Below are 16,651 nucleotides of genomic sequence, written 5' to 3'. Positions count from 1 at the left end.
CGGTGGCCGAGCGGCGCCGGAATCCCGCGATCAGGAGTCACCGATGACCCAAGGGCTGTTCAATCCGAAGACCTGCGACTTCGCCGAGTTCGACGCCGAGACCCGCCGGTTGCTGCGGGCGACCGTCGACTGGTTCGAGAACCGCGGCAAGGCCGCGCTCAAGCGCGACGACCGCGACCGCGTCTGGTACTCGGAATTCCTCGACTTCGTCAAGCGGGAGCGCGTGTTCGCCACCTTCCTCACCCCGGCCGCCGAGGCCGCGGGCGATCCGAACAAGCGCTGGGACACCGCGCGCATCGCCATGATGAGCAAGATCCTCGGCTTCTACGGCATGTCCTACTGGTACGTCTGGCAGGTCACCATCCTGGGTCTGGGCCCGATCTGGCAGAGCGACAACGCCACCGCGCGCCGCAGGGCCGCCGCTGGGCTGGACTCCGGGGAGATCTTCGCCTTCGGCCTGTCGGAGAAGGAGCACGGCGCCGACGTGTACTCCACCGACATGGTGCTCGACCCCGATCCCGCCGGTGGTTTCCGCGCGCACGGCGGCAAGCACTACATCGGCAACGGCAATCTGGCCAGGATGGTCTCGGTGTTCGGCCGCCGCGCCGACAAGCCGATCATCGACAGCGCGCAGGCGCTGCGCGCGGCGCCCACGGAGGACGATTACGAGGGGTATCTGTTCTTCGTCGCCGATTCCCAGCACGAGAACTACCGGCTGCGCCGCAATGTGGTCGACAGCCAGATGTATGTGGCCGCCTTCGATCTCGAGGACTACCCGGTCGCCGAGGAAGACATCCTGCACCGCGGTTCGGCCGCCTTCCACGCCGCGATGAACACCGTCAACGTCGGCAAGTTCAATCTGGGCTTCGGCGCGATCGGCGCCTGCGAGCACGCCTTCCACGAGGCGATCGACCACGCCGAGAACCGGGTGCTGTTCGGGCACCGGGTCACCGAGTTCCCGCAGGTCCGCACGCTGGTCACCGAGTCCTACGCGCGGCTGGCGGGCATGCGCCTCTACAGCGAGCGCGCCATCGACTACCTGCGCTCGGCCTCGCCCGAGGACCGGCGCTACCTGCTGTTCAACGCCATCGAGAAGATGACGGTGACCCGGCAGGGCCAGCGTGTGATCGAGGACCTCGCCGATGTGATCGCCGCGCGCGGCTTCGAGAACGACATGTACTTCCCGATGGCGATGCTCGGGCTGTTCGGCCTGCCGCGCCTCGAGGGCACGGTGCACGTGAACATGGCGCTGTCACTGAAGTTCATGGCCAACTACATGTTCCATCCCGCCGACGCCGGCCTGGCCGCGCTCGCGCTGCTGCCCGGCGCGGGCACGGTGTCGAGCGGGACCGTCCGCACGGTGGCCGGGGCGCTGAGCTGGTCGAGCAGGCGCCTGACCCCGCAGGTGGGCAAGGTGGTGCCCAAGTTGCGCGCCGAACTCGGCGGCGCCGACTACCCGGCGATCGGCACCCGCCGCGACGCCACCGACGACGAGTTCCTGTTCCGGCAGGGCCCCAGCAGCGGGCTGGGCCGGATCCGCTTCGCCGACTGGCGCCCGGTGTTCGAGCGGTTCGCGCACGTGCCGAACGTGGCGGTGTTCCTCGAGCAGGTACTGGCCCTGCAGGCCCTGCTGGCCGCCGCCACCCCGACCGCCGAACAGCAGCGCGACGTCGACTTCCTGTTCGCCCTCGGCGAGCTGTTCACCGCGGTGCCCTATGCCCAGCTCATCCTGGAACAGGCCGCGATCGAGGGCACCGACACCGATCTGCTCGACCAGCTCTTCGACGGGTTCGTCCGCGAGTTCTCCCGCAACGCGCTCACCCTGCACAGCAAGCCCAACGCCACCCGCGCCCAGCAGGTCCGCGCGATCGACCTGGTCCGCCGCCCGGTCGCCGACGCGGCCAGGGTGGAGCGGGTGCTGGCCGCGGCGCGCGCGGTGGCGGGGACCTACCGGATGAACCCGTGAGCTCAGCGCGCCGGTAGCTGATCGAGGTGGTCGCGGCGGGTGCCGCGCAGGGGATTGGCGGTGGGGAAGGTGATCGAGGGCAGCGTCACCCACATGCGTACGCGGGTGCCGGTGTCGTCCTGGTGGAACTCCAGATCCTCGGTGAGCACCCGCATCATCTCCACGCCGCGACCACGGAAACCGGGATCGGTGGGGGTCGGGATCCAGCGGCCCGAGTCGGTGATCTCGAGGACCACCCGGTCGCCCTCACAGGTGGCGGTGAGGGTCACCCGGCCGGGTTCGCTGTCGCGGTAGGCGTGTTCGACGCTGTTGCTGCACGCCTCGTTGGCCGCGGCGACCAGGTCGGCGGCCAGATCGTGCGGCACGGCGGCGGTGGCGAACCAGCGGTAGAGGGCGCGTCGCAGACCGGTGAGTTCGGCGGCGGCGGCGGGGATGTCGATGCGCAGGGGTTCCGGCGGCTGGCGGTAGACGACCATCGCGACGTCGTCGTCGTAGCCCGCGGCCGGGGCCAGGCGCGAGAGCACCGCGTCGGCGACATCGCGGGGCAGGGCCGCGCCGGTCTCGCTGAGCACGTCGGCGATCTTGACGAAGCCCTCTTCGATGTCGTACCCACGCTGCTCGACCAGGCCGTCGGTGAACAGCACCAGGGTGGCCCCCGGCGGCAGCGCGGTGGTGGCCTCCGGCCTGCGCGGGGTGTCGAAGGTGGCCAGCGGCACCGCCCGTCCACCCTCCAGGACCCGGCCGGGTCCGCCGGGCGGGGCCAGCACCGGCGGCATGTGCCCGGCATTGGAGTAGCGCACCATCCCACGGGCGGGATCGAGCACCGCCGCGCACACGGTGGTACACATCGCGCCGGGGATCCGCGCGGCCACGGTGTCGAGTTCGGCCAGCAGCTGGGCCGGGCCCGCCCCGCGCAGCAGCAGCGCCCGCGCGGCGGTGCGCAACTGGCCCATCACCACCGCGGCCGAGAGCCCACGGCCGACGCAGTCGCCGACCACGACACCGATGGTGCCGTCGCGCAGCGGCACCACGTCGTACCAGTCGCCGCCGATCTCGAGCGGCGGCAGCGCGGGTTCGTAGTGCACCGAGAACCGCGGCGGCAGCTCGATCGGGCCGAGCATGGCGCGCTGCAGGGTCAGCGAGGTAGCGCGCGCCTGATCGAAGTTGCGGGCACGCTGCAGGGCCACGCTGAGATGCCCGACCAGCAGCGAGTACAGCGCCCAGTCCGCCGCGCTCACCGCGCGCGGGGTACCGAAACGCACCCACAACGCGGCGTCGCCGGTCTCGCCCAGCGGTGCGACGACGGCCTCGACGCCCTCGTCCTCGGTGGTGACGGCCGACAGGCCGCGCGCGGTCTGCCTGCGGGCCCGGTCCAGCAGCCCGCGAACCTGCTCGTCGAGCGGCACCTCGGCGCCCATGCCCTCGCGCACCGGTGTCGCGGTGGACGACGCCGACGCGGCGGTGAGCTCCGGTCCGGCCCCGCTCGGCGGGGCGCCGCAGGAGTACACGTCGGGCCGTCCGGTCCGGCTCGGCCACACCGCGACCAGCGCGGTCTGCGCGCCCATGGTGCGGCGCAGTTCGTCGAGCCCGACGGCGAGCACCTCCACCATGCTGGTGGCGGCGCCCACGGCGGTGGCCAGCCGCGAGGCGGCCTGATCACGGGCCTGCGCGTCGTGCTCGGCGGTGACATCGCGCACGGTGCCCACGAAGATGCGCTCGTCGTTCTCCTGGTGCACCAGCGAGCTGGCGCTCACCGCCAGCCACCGCTCACGCCCGTCACGGTGGCGCACCGGCGTCACGAAACGTGAAGCCTCCGTACCGATCTGGGGATATCCGGCGCGATCCGACAGTGCCCACGGATGCGGCAGCGTGAACGGCACCTCCTCGGCGCCGTAGCCGGTGAGCCCCCCGAAGGCCGAGTTCACCTCGATGATGGTGCCGTGCTCGTCGGCGACGAAGAACCCGTCCTGGAGCGATTCCACCAGCGCGGTGCGGAACGCGTCGCGCCCGGCCAGGTCCTCGGCGCGGGAACGCTGCTGCTCGTAGCGGCGGGTGCCGTCGAGATAGCCACGGGTGGCGATGTCCAGGGCCGCCATCGTCTGCAACAGGAACTCCAGCGCCACCTCGGCACGGCGCGAATCCGCCTGCGCCTGCGTGAACTCGGCGACCGCGCGGAAGTGGTGCTCGGTGAGGTCGAGCAGGCTGATGCCCTCGACCAGGGCGCGCCTGCCCAGGTCGTAGCCCTCGGAGAGCCCTTCCTGGCCGGGCGCGGCGACATGGCGGCGTAAGGCAGCCGAATAGTCGTCGAGAAATGCGGCCAGGCCTGCGCTCATCGCCAACCTCTCATGGGCAGGCGCCGCGGAATCGGGCCGCGAGCACCAGTGCGTCGTCGGTGTCCTTGGCATCGCGGGCGAGCAGGTCGTTCGCGATGGCCGCGGCCGGGCGGGCCAGATCGATCGATTCCGGGCCGACCGCCACGATCCCGTCGGTGGCCATCAGCAACAGGTCGCCGGGGCGGATCGGCAGGGTCTGCGGTTGCAGGTGCGAGGGCAGCCGGTAGCCGACGATGCCGCCGGTGAGCAGCATGGTCGCGCGCAGTTCCGGACCCGCCGGACCCAGCGTGAGCAGCCGCGACTCGACATTGCCGACGCCGAGCCACTGCAGCGTCTCACCCGGCCCGATCAGGGCCAGCGAGACCGCGGCGCCGCGGGTCTCGACCATCGCGCGATGGCACAGCACCATCAGCACGTCCAGCGGTTCGCCGCGATTGTCGGAGAGGATGACCGCGGCCCGCTCGGCGGCGTCGGCGGCCGCGCCACCGTGCCCGAGGCCGTCCAGGACGCCGAACAGCACCCCGCCGTCACCGGTGTCCAGGACGAGTGCCCGGTCCCCGGAGACGTCCTGACCGGGCAGTGCCCGACCGGCCGTCGACCATTCCGTGCGGCCGATGATCCCGTCTTCATGCACCGTCGGGTACCCACTTCCACATCTCGATCAACGTCCCGCGTCCCGGGGCGGAATCGATGGTGAGCCGGTCCATCAGACGGCGTGCCCCCGGCAGGCCGAGACCGAGTCCACGGCCGGTGGAGAAGCCGTCCTCCAGGGCACGGGGGATGTCTCTGATGCCGGGTCCCTGGTCCTCGGCCTGGACGATCAGCGCACGACGGCCGTCGCGCTGATCGACGAGCAGCCGGATCTCGCCGCTGCCCGCGTAGCTGGTGATGTTGCGCGCGATCTCGGAGATGGCGGTGGAGATCATGGTGCGATCGGTGAGGGTGAAGCCGAGTCGGGCCGCCAGCTCGTGTCCGGCCTGGCGTGCTGTCACGATGTCCTCGGACACCTTGACTGCGATCGCAACCTGCTCAGCGGCCACTGTCACGACCGTCTCGTCGGCTGCGGGGATGCCGGTTCAGCCAGGCCAGGCCCTCCTCGAGGTCCAGTGCGGTGTGCATGTCCTCGAAGGTCAGGCCCAGCTGGACCATCGCGAAGGCGACCTCGGGCTGGAGCCCGACGATGACCGTCTCCGCGCCGCGCAGCTGGGTCATGTGCGCGATGGTGCGCAGCGAGCGCGCGGCGAAGGAGTCCATCACGTCGATCGCGGTGACGTCGACGATGATCCCGGTCGCGCGGTAGCGGCTGACCTGCTTCATCAGGTCGTCCTGCAGGCGCTCGGTGTCGGAGTCGGTCAGGGCCGACTGCACCGAGGCGATCAGGTACGTGCCCTGTTTGAGAATGGGAACCGGCATGGCGGAGGTATCAGCGCCCGTCGCGCTCGCCGAGGCGCTCGGTCACGCGCGAGACCTCGTAGCCGAGCAGCCGCTCCGCTTCCTCGATGCCGCCCTGCAGGTCGCCGACGGCGTTCATCTTGGACAGGTCCAGGCCGATGGTCACCAGGGTGAGCGCGATCTCCGAGGACAGGCCGGTGATGATGACGTTGGCGCCCATCAGGCCGGACGCGTCGACGGTCTGCACGAGGTGGTTGGCCACCACGGAGTCGATCGCGGGCACACCGGTGATGTCGATGACGACCACCTTGGCGCGATTGGCGCGGATGGCACGCAGCAGCTGCTCGGTGAGCTGACGCGCGCGCTGGGAGTCGAGCACACCGATGATCGGCAGGATGAGCAGCTGCTCGCGCACCTGCAGCACCGGGGTGGACAGCTCGCGGATGGCCTCCTGCTGGCGGCTGATCACGCGCTCGCGCTCCTGCACGAACGAGACACCCACGGTGTTGGCGATGCGGTTGGCGGCGGGCTCGTAGGCGTCGAGCACCTGGTTGAGCATCTCGAAGTTGGACATGTACTTCGAGAACAGCGAGCGGGCCAGCACGTCGCGCAGCAGCAGCACGATGCCGAGGATCTCGTCGGTCTCCACGCCTCGGGGCACGATGCGTTCGGACAGATCGCGGGCGTAGGCCTGCAGGGCTTCGACGCTACCGGTCTCGAGCACCTCGACGTAGTTGTCGAAGATCGAGGTGGCCTCGGAGAAGATCTCCTCCGGGGTCATCGCGGTGAGCAGCTGGGCCTCGGTGATGCGCCGGGCCCATTCCTCGCGCAGGGCGGTGCGATTCTGCCGGAGGTGTTCGACCAGCTGGGGGAGCAGGTTGTCGACAGGGCGCGCAGGCAGCGAATCCGCCGAAAGACTCGTGGACACCTCGGACATGGAAACTCCTGCCCCTTTCGACGACATTCTCCGTGCGCACGGCGCGCATCGACTCGAGCCTACTCATACCCCACCGGTGGTGCTGCCCAAACGTGCGGGTTGCGCGGCGGCGTCCGGCACATCGGGAGCAAACCCGCGTTCCAGGGCCCGCAGCGCGCGATCCAGGTACACGGTGAGGTCCGCGTCACCCCGCTCCACCCACGTGTCGTAGGCGGCGCGGGCGGCGGCCAGGGTGGTGCGCCCGACCGCCAGCGGCACCAGATCGTTCGCGGTGGTGCCCAGGCGGCGGGCGGCGAACTCGCCGACCGCGCGTTCCCAGGCGTCGTAGTGCGCGCCCGCGCCCGCCGAGAGCGCGGGCACCGCCGAGACCAGGCGCATGCGGGTGCGCAGCTCGGGGATGTCCTCGGCGCGGTAGCGGTTGGCGGCCACCACGATCCGGCGCACGGCCGCCATCATCGGCTCGTCGTCGGGCACGCCGGCGAAGGCTTCGCGCAGGTCCTGGACCTCGTCGTCGAACTGGTGCCACAGCACTTCGGCCTTGCTGGGGAAGTAGCGGAAGAAGGTGCGTTCGCTGACACCGGCCTCGGCCGCGATGCGTTCGACGGTGATGTCGTCGAAGCCGTGCTCGGCGAACAGGCGCATGGCGATGACTTCGAGTTCGCGGCGCGTGGTGCGCGGTGGGCGGCCGCGGTGGGCACGCGGCGTCGGGGCGGACATGGATACAGCGTAGGGACGAAACCTCGCCCCCTTGATTATGTCAGTGGCTGACGTTAATCTTCGGTCATGTTCGTGGCCCACCTCACATGGCCCGAGGCGGGTGCATGCGCCGCCGCGGGAGTGATTCTGCTCATCCCGCTCGGCGCGACCGAGCAACACGGCCCGCACCTGCCGCTGTCCACCGACAGCGACATCGCGTCCGCGCTGTGCGCCCGCGTCGCCGCCGAGCGCGCCGACGTGCTCGTCGCCCCGGCCGTGCCCTACGGCGCCAGCGGCGAACACGCCGGTTTCCCCGGCACGCTGTCGATCGGGCAGGCGGCCCTGGAACTGCTGGTGGTGGAACTGTGCCGCTCCGCCACCGACACTTTTGCCCGCATCGCCCTGGTCAACGGGCACGGCGGCAATGTCGAGGCGCTGCGCCGCGCGGTCACCCTGCTGCGCGCCGAATCCCGCGATGTGCGGCTGTCCTCGCCCGGCTACCGCGGCGACCCGCACGCCGGGCGCACCGAGACCTCGATCCAGCTCGCACTGGACCCCGAGCGGGTGCGCGCCGACCTGGCCGCGCCGGGGGACACCCGCGCGCTAGCCGAGCTGCTGCCCGAACTGCGCGCCGGTGGTGTCCGTGCCGTGAGCCCCAACGGGGTCCTCGGCGACCCCACCGGGGCCGGGCCCGAAGAGGGCGAAGCCCTGCTGAAGCTCGCCACCACCGCACTACTGGACGACCTGGGCCGCTGGTGGCCGCAGGACCACGAGGAAGGACCCCGTCGATGAATCCCTGGTTCGAGACCGTCGCCGAAGCGCAGCGCCGCGCCCGCAAGCGGCTGCCGAAATCGGTGTACGGCGCGCTGATCGCCGGCTCGGAACGCGGCCAGACCATCGAGGACAACCAGACCGCCTTCACCGAACTCGGCTTCGCCCCGCACTGCGCGGGCCCGATCGGCGAACGCGACCAGTCCACCACCGTGCTCGGGCAGCCGATCTCCATGCCGGTGCTCATCTCGCCGACCGGCGTGCAGGCCGTGCACCCCGACGGCGAGGTGGCCGTGGCCCGCGCAGCCGCCGCGCGTGGCATCGCGATGGGCCTGAGCTCGTTCGCGAGCAAGCCGGTGGAGGAGGTCGTCGCGGCCAATCCGTCGACCTTCTTCCAGCTGTACTGGTGTGGCGACAAGGACCAGATCCTCGAGCGGATGACCCGGGCGAAGACGGCGGGCGCGGTCGGGCTCATCCTCACCCTGGACTGGTCGTTCTCGCACGGCCGCGACTGGGGCAGCCCGGTGATCCCGGAGACGCTGAACCTGCGCGCCATGATGAAGTTCGCCCCGCAGACCCTCACGCGCCCGCGCTGGCTGGCCACCTACCTGCGCTCGGGCAGCATCCCCGACCTGACCGCCCCCAACATGGCCGTCGGCGGCGGCGCGGCGCCCGGCTTCTTCGGCGCCTACGGCGAGTGGATGCAGACCCCCGCCCCGGACTGGGACGACGTGGCCTGGATCTGCGACCAGTGGGACGGTCCGGTGCTGCTCAAGGGCGTCATGCGGGTCGACGACGCGCTGCGCGCGGTCGACGCGGGCGTGGCGGGCATCTCGGTGTCCAATCACGGCGGCAACAACCTCGACGGCACCCCCGCCGCCATCCGCGCGCTGCCGGTCCTCGCCGACGCGGTGGGCGACCAGATCGAGGTGCTGCTCGACGGCGGCATCCGTCGCGGCAGCGACGTGGTCAAGGCCGTGGCGCTGGGGGCGCGCGCCGTGCTGATCGGCCGCGCCTACCTGTGGGGTCTGGCGGCCAACGGCCAGGCCGGGGTGGAGAACGTCCTCGACATCCTGCGCGGCGGCATCGACTCCGCGCTGCTGGGCCTGCGCAAGACCTCGATCACCGACCTGACCCGCGACGACATCGTGGTCCCGGCCGGTTTCGCACGCGCGTTGGGGGTGCCTACGGGGGAAAAGCATTCCGGCAAGCGGGATTTCACGAACAGCACGCAGGATGTCACCGCCGCCTCCGCTGGCTAGGATCGCGTTCGGCCGCCGCGGTGGCGGCCGCGACGGGAGGGGGAAGTCGTGGACGTGGCAGCGAGCGAGCGGCGCGGCCGGATCATGAAGTCGCGCAGGGTGTCCTACACCCTGCCCGCGGTGGTGGCGATGGCGCTGGTGTCGGCCGGGTGCGCCACCACCCAGCATCCGGCCCAGCGCGCCGCGACCACCACGGTCACCACCACGACGAAACCGCCGGTGACCACGACGACACCGCGGCCCACCACGACCACCCGCACGCCGTCCTCGACGACGACCACCGCGCAGCCCACCGCCGTCGGGATCTGCCTGGACACCACCACCAACACCCGCGTGGCCGACTCCCAGTGCGACACCTCCGACATCAGGTACTCGCGGTTCTGGTACCAGCACACCGACACGTTCCTCTATCCCGCGGTCGGCGCCGCGGTGGTACTGGCCGCCGGGAGCTTCCTGCGCCCGACCGGCGGGACCGTGTACGAGCGGGGCGCGCCGGTGGACGGTGGCTCGATCACCCGCGGCGGGTTGGGTTCCAGCAGGCCGGACACCGGCGGGTCCGGCGGCTCCTGACCGGTTCAGGCCCCGGCGGGGTCCGGATTCGGCTGACGTAGCTCGGGTGCGGCCGCGCCGTTGCCGCGATGGTGGTCGACCAGGACGTCGTAGATCTCGGCCAGCGCGGTGAGCTGGCCGCGGTCCAGGACATCGATCATGTGCCTGCGCACGCTGCGCACGTGAGCGGGCGCGGCGGTGGTGAGCAGCTGCCCGCCCGCGGTGGTGAGCCGGGCGACGGTGCGGCGCGCGTCGTGCGGCATGGTCTCGCGCGAGACCAGGCCGCGCTTCTGCATCCGGGTGATCTGATGCGAGAGCCTGCTCTGCGACCACTCCAGCGCCCCCGCCAGATCGGCGAAGGTCAGCCGCTGACCCGGCGCGTCGGCCAGATAGACCAGCACCGAGTATTCGACATAGCTCAGATTGGCCGCCCGGCCCGCGTCGCGTCCGATCGCCGCGGCGATCAGGTCGCGGGTTCGCACGTAGCCGAGCCAGGCGCGCATTTCGACATCATCGAGCCACTGTGGATCCGTCACGATCGAGCTCCAGATTCTCCGGTGCAGGCTTCGGGGTGGAACGGTGCACGCCCGCCACCGCCCGGAGAATGGGTAGCACCGTTTGGGTTGAACGTGCAACCTCGACCTTGGTTCGGCTCGACCGGCGCGGGTCACAAAGGGTCGCCTTACCTGCGGCGCTGTGCCGGCGGGTGGATAGGCTGCGGACTGCTTTTGTGACCAGCCCCGGCTGGTGCTCCGCCGAAACGCGGTGCCCGCCCTGCCCGAAGGAGTGCGATCCGTGACCGCGCCGGAGTTCCGCTATTCCGATCTGCTGCCGATCGGCGCCGACGAGACGCCCTACCGTCTGCTCACCACCGAGGGGGTCAGCACCGTCGAGCACAACGGGCGCACCTTCCTGCAGGTCGAGCCCGAGGCGCTGCGCCTGCTCACCGAGACGGCGATCCACGACATCAGCCACTACCTGCGCCCCGCGCACCTGGCGCAGCTGCGCAAGATCATCGACGACCCGGAGTCCTCGGGCAACGACCGTTTCGTCGCGCTGGATCTGCTCAAGAACCTCAACATCTCCGCGGGCGGCGTGCTGCCCATGTGCCAGGACACCGGCACCGCGATCGTGATGGGCAAGAAGAGCGAGGGCGTGCTCACCGGCGTCGACGACGCCGAGTGGATCAGCCGCGGCGTGTACGACGCCTACAACCGGCTGAATCTGCGCTACTCCCAGCTGGCCCCGATCACCATGTGGGACGAGAAGAACACCGGCTCCAACCTGCCCGCGCAGATCGAGCTGTACTCGACCGAGGGCACCCCCGACAACCCGGTCTACAAGTTCCTGTTCATGGCCAAGGGCGGCGGCTCGGCCAACAAGTCGTTCCTGTACCAGGAGACCAAGGCCGTCCTGAACCCCGAGCGCATGCTCGAGTTCCTCGACGAGAAGATCCGCTCGCTGGGCACCGCGGCCTGCCCGCCGTACCACCTCGCCGTGGTCATCGGCGGCACCAGCGCCGAATTCGCCTTGAAGACCGCGAAATACGCCTCCGCGCACTACCTGGACAACCTGCCCACCGAGGGCTCGATCACCGGTCACGCCTTCCGCGATCTCGAGCTCGAGGAAGAGGTCTTCCAGCTCACCCGCGAATTCGGCATCGGCGCCCAGTTCGGCGGCAAGTACTTCTGCCACGACGTGCGCGTGGTGCGGTTGCCCCGCCACGGCGCCTCCTGCCCGGTCGCCATCGCGGTGTCCTGCTCGGCCGACCGTCAGGCCCTGGCCAAGATCACCAAGGACGGCATCTTCCTCGAGCAGCTCGAGACCGAACCGGCCCAGTACCTGCCGGAGCAGACCGAGGACATCCTCGGCGGCGACGTGGTGAAGATCGACCTCAACCGCCCGATGGACGAGATCCGCACCGAACTGTCGAAGTACCCGGTGAAGACCCGCCTGTCGCTCACCGGCCCGCTGGTGGTGGCCCGCGACATCGCGCACGCCAAGATCAAGGAACGCCTCGACGCGGGCGAACCCATGCCGCAGTACCTGCGCGACATGGCGGTCTACTACGCGGGCCCGGCCAAGACCCCCGAGGGCTACGCCTCCGGCTCCTTCGGCCCCACCACCGCCGGGCGCATGGACTCCTACGTCGACCAGTTCCAGGCCGCGGGCGGCTCGATGATCATGCTCGCCAAGGGCAACCGCTCGGCCCAGGTCACCAAGGCCTGCCACGAGCACGGCGGCTTCTACCTGGGCTCCATCGGTGGCCCCGCCGCGCGCCTGGCGCTGGACTGCATCAAGAACGTCGAGGTCCTGGAGTACCCCGAGCTCGGCATGGAAGCGGTCTGGAAGATCGACGTCGAGGATTTCCCGGCCTTCATCGTCGTCGACGACAAGGGCAACGACTTCTTCGCCGAGACCTCCAAGCCCCTCGCGCTGCGCGTGCGCACCCGCTCCAAGGAACGCGTCTAGCCGACGGCGTGTCGCGTGTAGTGTGACGCGCGACAACGCAGCCCAGGGTGACGGGGGTTCGGATGACAGCCACCGGGGTTCCTGGCGGACGGATGGCGCGCGGCGCGAAGCTGGGGCAGCTCGCCGCGGGCCAGGCGGTGCGCGGGGTCGGCAGGCGGCTGTCGATGATCGGGCGCACCGAGGAAGCCAGGCAGGTGCTGGCCGAACGCTCGGCCATGACCGCCGCCCAGCAGATCGTCGCGGTGCTCGGGAGCATGAAGGGCTCGGCGATGAAACTGGGGCAGATGGCCTCGGTGCTCGACCTGGACTTCGTCCCCGAGGCGCATCGCGACCAGTTCCGCAAGCAGCTGGCCGCGTTGCAGGATCAGGCCCCCGCGGTGCCGTTCCCCAAGATCCGCCGGGTGATCGAGGACGATCTGGGGCCGCTGGGGCGCGTGTTCGCCGAGTTCGACGAGACCGCGATCGCGGCGGCCTCCATCGGCCAGGTGCACCGCGCGCGGTTGCGTGACGGGCGCGAGGTGGCGGTCAAGGTCAAGTACCCCGGTGTCGAACGGGCCGTGCACGCCGACATCGGCAACCTGGAGTTCCTCGGCAAGATGGGCCGCTCCGTGCTGCCCAGTGTGGCCGACACCGGCGTGCTCGAGGAGATCGCCGACAACCTGCGCAGCGAACTGGACTACCTGCGCGAGGCGCGCACCCAGCACCGCGTGGCCCAGCGCTACCGCGGCCACCCGCTGGTCCAGATCCCCGACGCCATCGCCGAGTACTGCACGCACAATGTGCTGGTCACCGAGTTCGTCCACGCGCGCCCCTTCGCGCACATGCAGACCCTGCCCGACGCCGACCGCGACCGGATCGGCGAGCTGATCTACCGCTTCTACATCGGCACCCTCTTCGCCGAATACGAGTTCTGCGGCGACCCGCACCCGGGCAATGTGCTGCTCGCCGAGGACGGCAGGCTCGCCTTCGTCGACTTCGGGCTCTACAACGAGATGGACCCCGTGCACGTCGATTTCGAGCGGTCGTGCCTGCGCGCGGCCGCCGAGGGACGCCCCGAGGACCTCTACGCGGCCTGGGTCGAGCGCGGCATCATCGACCCGGAGGCGGGGGTCACCGTCGAGGAGTGCCAGTCGTATGTGTGGGCGGTGACCGGCTGGCATCTGCTCGACGAGGAGGTCACCATCACCCCCGAACTGGCCACCGGCGCGGTCCTGCTCGCCGTGGACCCGCGCTCCTCGGAGTTCCAGGGCATGCACCGCCAGTTCCTGCCGCCCGAACACATCTTCTCCCGCCGCGCCGACCTGTTCACCTTCGCCACCCTCGGCCAGTTGCGGGTCACCGCGAACTGGCACCTGCTGGCCCGGGAATGGCTCTACGGCGACGAGGCGCACACCGAGATCGGCCGCGAATTCGAGCGGTGGCGGCGTCGCGCCCGCTGACTTCCGGCCACCCGCCCGGTCGATAGACTTCCCGCTATGACGACTGTCCTCGGCCGGGTGGCCGACCGGATCCTGGTGACGACGATGGCCGCCGCCGTGGTGACCGCCCTCGGCGCGGGCCTGGCCGACGCGCAGCCGGGCGCCCGCGAGCAGTCCCAGTCCGCCGCGGGCACCGAGGGCCTCGACCCCGCCCTGGCGGCCGCCTACACCCTCGCCGAGCAGCAGGCCCACGCCGAGGGCGTCCCGCTGTCCATCACCTCCGGCTACCGCACCCCCGAACAGCAGGAACAGCTGTGGCAGGACGGCCTGGCGACCTACGGCGACCCCGCCGAGGCCCGCCGCTGGGTCCTCCCGCCGGCCGAATCCACCCACGTCTCCGGCCACGCCATCGACGTCGGCCCCCAGACCGGCGCCCACTGGCTCGAGACCAACGGCAACCGCTGGGGCCTGTGCCGGACCTTCGACAACGAGTGGTGGCACTTCGAGTTGGTCACCGTGCCGGGCACCGCGTGCCCGCCCACGGTGCCCGACGCGAGTCAGCGCTGAGGCAGGCCGGCGAAGAAGGTTCTGATGTCGGCGACGTGGGCGGTGGGTTCCTCCATGGCCACGAAGTGGTTGCCGGGGTTGCCCTCGGGCCAGTGCGTGATCTTGTTGTCGCGCTCGGCGAGCGTGCGCATCAAGGGGGAGCCGCCGCCGTAGACGCCGGTCGGGACGAGGTTCTGGCCGATCGGCCAGCCGAAGCCGCCCTCGCGCAGGCCCTCGTACATCGGCCACGACGAGCTGCCGGTGGTCTGGGTGAACCAGTACAGCGCCGCGTTGGTGAGGATGTGGTCGCGGTCGATCACGTCCTCGGCCAGCTCCGCCATCGGCGTGAACTCCTGGAACTTCTGCATCATCCAGGCCAGCAGCGCCACCGGTGAATCGTTCCAGCCCAGCGCGAAGGTCTGCGGTGCCGCCTTCAGCAGTGCGTGATGGTCGACGCCACCGGTCATCCACTGCTGCATCTCGGCCCACTGCGCCTGGTCCGCGGGCGACATCGACGGCACGTCGGCCTCGGTCGGCATGCCGATCCCGCCGTCGAGGTGCACGCCGATCACGTGCTCGGGCGCGGCCAGGGCCAGCTCCGGCGCGATGTAGGCGCCGAGGTCGCCGCCCTGGGCGCCGTAGCGGTCGTAGCCGAGGCGGTCCATGAGGGTGGCCCACATGCGGGCCACCCTCGCCGTCGTCATTCCGGTCTCCGTCGGTGCGGCGGAGAAGGTGAAGCCGGGCACCGAGGGGATCACCACGTGGAAGGCGAGTTCGGGGTCCAGGCCGTGGGCGCGGGGATCGGTGAGTGGGCCGATGACACGGGTGAACTCGACGAACGAGTTCGGCCAGCCGTGGGTGAGCACCAGCGGCATCGCGTCGGGTTCGGGCGAGCGGACGTGCAGGAAGTGCACGTCGAGTCCGTCGATCTCGGTCAGGAACTGCGGGAACGCGTTGAGCGTGGCTTCCTGTGCGCGCCAATCGAATTCGCCGGCCCAGTACCGCGCCAGCTCGCGCAGGTATGCCGCGGGTACGCCGCGCTCCCATCCGTCGCCCGGCAGTTGCGCGGCCCAGCGGGTCCGGGTGAGCCGGTCGGTCAGATCGTCGATGTCGGCCTGCGGGATGTCGATGCGGAACGGGCGAATGGTGCTCATGGGGTGGGTGCTCCTCGATCTCGTCGGTGTGATTCCGACTCTAGAAGTCATATAGGACAGTTCCGGTCCTAGTTGTGCGGAAGAATCCACACCATGACCGACACCGCCGCTCGCCTGCTCCGACTGCTGTCCCTGCTGCAGATGCCCCGCGAGTGGCCGGGCAGCGAACTGGCCGAGCGCCTGGGCGTCACCGATCGCACGGTGCGCCGCGATGTCGACCGGCTGCGCGAACTCGGGTATCCGGTGGTCGCGGCGATGGGCGCGACCGGGGGATACCGCCTCACCGCGGGCTCGGCACTACCGCCGTTGGTGCTCGACGAGGAGGAGGCCGTCGCGGTGGCCGTCGGCCTGCGGGTGGCGACCGGCCAGGCCGTCGCCGGCATCGAGGACGCGTCGGTGCGCGCGCTGACCAAACTCGAACAGGTGCTGCCCGCCCCGCTGCGCCGCCGGGTGCGCACCGTCGGCTCGGCGGTCGCGGTGCGGGTGGGCGACGGACCCACCGTCGACCCGGAGGTCCTCACCGTTCTCGCCGCGGCGGTGACCAACCGCGAACGCCTGCGCTTCGGCTACCGGGACGCGGCGGGCACCGTCTCCCGCAGGCACGCGGAGCCGCGCGGCGTCGTCGCCTCGGGCCGACGCTGGTATCTCGTGGCCTACGACCTGGACCGCGACGCGTGGCGCAGCTACCGCGCCGACCGCGTCGAGGACCCGCGGGCCACCGGCGCCCGCATCGCCACCAGGGAACTACCCGCCGCCGATCCGGCCGATTACGTCGCCGGTCGCCGCACCGATTGGGGCACCCCGGAGTATCGGGCCGAGGTGTCCATCGACGCGCCGCTCGCGCGCGTCGCGGGCCGCCTCGGTGAGGAACCGGGCACGCTCGTCGCCGACAGTGCCACCACCTGCCGCCTCACCGGCACCCGCGACGACGACCCCGCCTGGCTCGCGGCCCGCCTGGCCACCCTCGGCGTCGCCTTCCGCCTCCACGACACTCCCGAGCTCGCCGCCCACCTCCGGGACATCGCGGCTCGCCTCACCGATGCCCTCACCCCGCCGCATCGGTGATCACCGGGCTCGCCCGCCCGGGTCGCCGACGCGAGGCCCGGACCGGTGAGTACCGGACTCCCTCCGCCGGGGTACCGACCCGAGGCCCGG

At 70.9% G+C, this 16,651-nt stretch carries 16 protein-coding genes; 8 read left to right on the top strand and 8 right to left on the bottom strand.

Annotation, left to right across the window (positions count from 1 at the left end):
- Positions 1–43: 43 nt before the first annotated feature.
- On the top strand, positions 44–1,966 hold the full coding sequence (locus tag ACFC06_RS05925) for an acyl-CoA dehydrogenase family protein (protein WP_375928306.1): 1,923 nt from the start codon (positions 44–46) through the stop codon (positions 1,964–1,966).
- 2 nt (positions 1,967–1,968) lie between these two features.
- Here ACFC06_RS05925 and ACFC06_RS05920 read toward each other — a convergent pair whose 3' ends face one another.
- The 6 genes from ACFC06_RS05920 to mftR form a co-directional block, all read right to left on the bottom strand.
- On the bottom strand, positions 1,969–4,299 hold the full coding sequence (locus tag ACFC06_RS05920; protein ID WP_375928305.1) for a SpoIIE family protein phosphatase: 2,331 nt from the start codon (positions 4,297–4,299) through the stop codon (positions 1,969–1,971).
- Between the two features lie 10 nt (positions 4,300–4,309).
- On the bottom strand, positions 4,310–4,933 hold the full coding sequence (locus ACFC06_RS05915; RefSeq protein WP_375928303.1) for a stage II sporulation protein M: 624 nt from the start codon (positions 4,931–4,933) through the stop codon (positions 4,310–4,312).
- On the bottom strand, positions 4,926–5,339 hold the full coding sequence (locus ACFC06_RS05910) for an ATP-binding protein (RefSeq protein WP_375935225.1): 414 nt from the start codon (positions 5,337–5,339) through the stop codon (positions 4,926–4,928). The genes ACFC06_RS05915 and ACFC06_RS05910 overlap by 8 nt, the downstream gene beginning before the upstream one ends.
- Positions 5,329–5,712 carry an STAS domain-containing protein gene (locus tag ACFC06_RS05905; RefSeq protein ID WP_278264496.1) on the bottom strand — a complete coding sequence of 128 codons (384 nt, stop codon included), beginning with the start codon at positions 5,710–5,712 and terminating at the stop codon, positions 5,329–5,331. The genes ACFC06_RS05910 and ACFC06_RS05905 overlap by 11 nt, the downstream gene beginning before the upstream one ends.
- A gap of 10 nt (positions 5,713–5,722) precedes the next feature.
- Positions 5,723–6,628, bottom strand: coding sequence for an STAS domain-containing protein (locus ACFC06_RS05900; RefSeq protein ID WP_375928301.1), 906 nt, complete (start codon positions 6,626–6,628; stop codon positions 5,723–5,725).
- Between the two features lie 63 nt (positions 6,629–6,691).
- Positions 6,692–7,345 carry a mycofactocin system transcriptional regulator gene (gene mftR, locus ACFC06_RS05895; protein WP_375928299.1) on the bottom strand — a complete coding sequence of 218 codons (654 nt, stop codon included), beginning with the start codon at positions 7,343–7,345 and terminating at the stop codon, positions 6,692–6,694.
- 66 nt (positions 7,346–7,411) lie between these two features.
- On the opposite strand from mftR, the gene mftE reads away from it, so the two are divergent.
- The 3 genes from mftE to ACFC06_RS05880 are packed head-to-tail and all read left to right on the top strand — an operon-like array spanning position 7,412 to position 9,927.
- Positions 7,412–8,116, top strand: coding sequence for a mycofactocin biosynthesis peptidyl-dipeptidase MftE (gene mftE / locus ACFC06_RS05890; RefSeq protein ID WP_375928297.1), 705 nt, complete (start codon positions 7,412–7,414; stop codon positions 8,114–8,116).
- Positions 8,113–9,357 carry a pre-mycofactocin synthase MftD gene (gene mftD, locus ACFC06_RS05885; protein WP_375928295.1) on the top strand — a complete coding sequence of 415 codons (1,245 nt, stop codon included), beginning with the start codon at positions 8,113–8,115 and terminating at the stop codon, positions 9,355–9,357. Before mftE ends, mftD begins: the two co-directional genes overlap by 4 nt.
- A gap of 48 nt (positions 9,358–9,405) precedes the next feature.
- The gene (locus tag ACFC06_RS05880; RefSeq protein WP_375928293.1) at positions 9,406–9,927 is read left to right on the top strand and encodes a hypothetical protein; all 522 of its coding nucleotides are present in this window, start codon (positions 9,406–9,408) and stop codon (positions 9,925–9,927) included.
- Between the two features lie 5 nt (positions 9,928–9,932).
- Here ACFC06_RS05880 and ACFC06_RS05875 read toward each other — a convergent pair whose 3' ends face one another.
- Complete coding sequence (locus ACFC06_RS05875; protein ID WP_375928291.1) at positions 9,933–10,442, bottom strand: MarR family winged helix-turn-helix transcriptional regulator; 510 nt, start codon at positions 10,440–10,442, stop codon at positions 9,933–9,935.
- Positions 10,443–10,701: 259 nt separating this feature from the next.
- On the opposite strand from ACFC06_RS05875, the gene ACFC06_RS05870 reads away from it, so the two are divergent.
- From ACFC06_RS05870 to ACFC06_RS05860, 3 genes are all read left to right on the top strand, one after another.
- A complete protein-coding gene (locus tag ACFC06_RS05870) occupies positions 10,702–12,378 on the top strand; it encodes a fumarate hydratase (protein WP_375928290.1) in 1,677 nt (558 codons plus the stop codon).
- 62 nt (positions 12,379–12,440) lie between these two features.
- Complete coding sequence (locus ACFC06_RS05865; protein ID WP_375928288.1) at positions 12,441–13,817, top strand: AarF/UbiB family protein; 1,377 nt, start codon at positions 12,441–12,443, stop codon at positions 13,815–13,817.
- Positions 13,818–13,853: 36 nt separating this feature from the next.
- Positions 13,854–14,363 (top strand): M15 family metallopeptidase, encoded by a 510-nt coding sequence (locus ACFC06_RS05860; RefSeq protein WP_375928286.1) that lies wholly within the window; start codon positions 13,854–13,856, stop codon positions 14,361–14,363.
- On the opposite strand, the gene ACFC06_RS05855 is transcribed toward ACFC06_RS05860, so the two are convergent.
- The gene (locus tag ACFC06_RS05855; protein ID WP_375928284.1) at positions 14,354–15,496 is read right to left on the bottom strand and encodes an epoxide hydrolase family protein; all 1,143 of its coding nucleotides are present in this window, start codon (positions 15,494–15,496) and stop codon (positions 14,354–14,356) included. The genes ACFC06_RS05860 and ACFC06_RS05855 overlap by 10 nt on opposite strands.
- A 93-nt stretch (positions 15,497–15,589) precedes the next feature.
- Here ACFC06_RS05855 and ACFC06_RS05850 point away from each other — a divergent pair, with 93 nt between their 5' ends.
- Positions 15,590–16,561 carry a helix-turn-helix transcriptional regulator gene (locus ACFC06_RS05850; protein ID WP_375928282.1) on the top strand — a complete coding sequence of 324 codons (972 nt, stop codon included), beginning with the start codon at positions 15,590–15,592 and terminating at the stop codon, positions 16,559–16,561.
- Positions 16,562–16,651: the final 90 nt, after the last annotated feature.

This window comes from Nocardia sp. NPDC056064, assembly GCF_042266925.1.
Lineage (GTDB): Bacteria > Actinomycetota > Actinomycetes > Mycobacteriales > Mycobacteriaceae > Nocardia.
The sequence above is the reverse complement of the archived record's forward strand: the minus strand, read 5'-3'. Positions and strand labels throughout refer to the sequence as shown.

Coding starts and splice junctions, on each gene's coding strand:
- ACFC06_RS05925 (WP_375928306.1), top strand. CDS start 44: ATGACCCAAGGGCTGTTCAATCCGAAGACCTGCGACTTCGCCGAGTTC.
- ACFC06_RS05920 (WP_375928305.1), bottom strand. CDS start 4,299: ATGAGCGCAGGCCTGGCCGCATTTCTCGACGACTATTCGGCTGCCTTA.
- ACFC06_RS05905 (WP_278264496.1), bottom strand. CDS start 5,712: ATGCCGGTTCCCATTCTCAAACAGGGCACGTACCTGATCGCCTCGGTG.
- ACFC06_RS05900 (WP_375928301.1), bottom strand. CDS start 6,628: ATGTCCGAGGTGTCCACGAGTCTTTCGGCGGATTCGCTGCCTGCGCGC.
- mftR (WP_375928299.1), bottom strand. CDS start 7,345: ATGTCCGCCCCGACGCCGCGTGCCCACCGCGGCCGCCCACCGCGCACC.
- mftE (WP_375928297.1), top strand. CDS start 7,412: ATGTTCGTGGCCCACCTCACATGGCCCGAGGCGGGTGCATGCGCCGCC.
- mftD (WP_375928295.1), top strand. CDS start 8,113: ATGAATCCCTGGTTCGAGACCGTCGCCGAAGCGCAGCGCCGCGCCCGC.
- ACFC06_RS05865 (WP_375928288.1), top strand. CDS start 12,441: ATGACAGCCACCGGGGTTCCTGGCGGACGGATGGCGCGCGGCGCGAAG.
- ACFC06_RS05860 (WP_375928286.1), top strand. CDS start 13,854: ATGACGACTGTCCTCGGCCGGGTGGCCGACCGGATCCTGGTGACGACG.
- ACFC06_RS05855 (WP_375928284.1), bottom strand. CDS start 15,496: ATGAGCACCATTCGCCCGTTCCGCATCGACATCCCGCAGGCCGACATC.
- ACFC06_RS05850 (WP_375928282.1), top strand. CDS start 15,590: ATGACCGACACCGCCGCTCGCCTGCTCCGACTGCTGTCCCTGCTGCAG.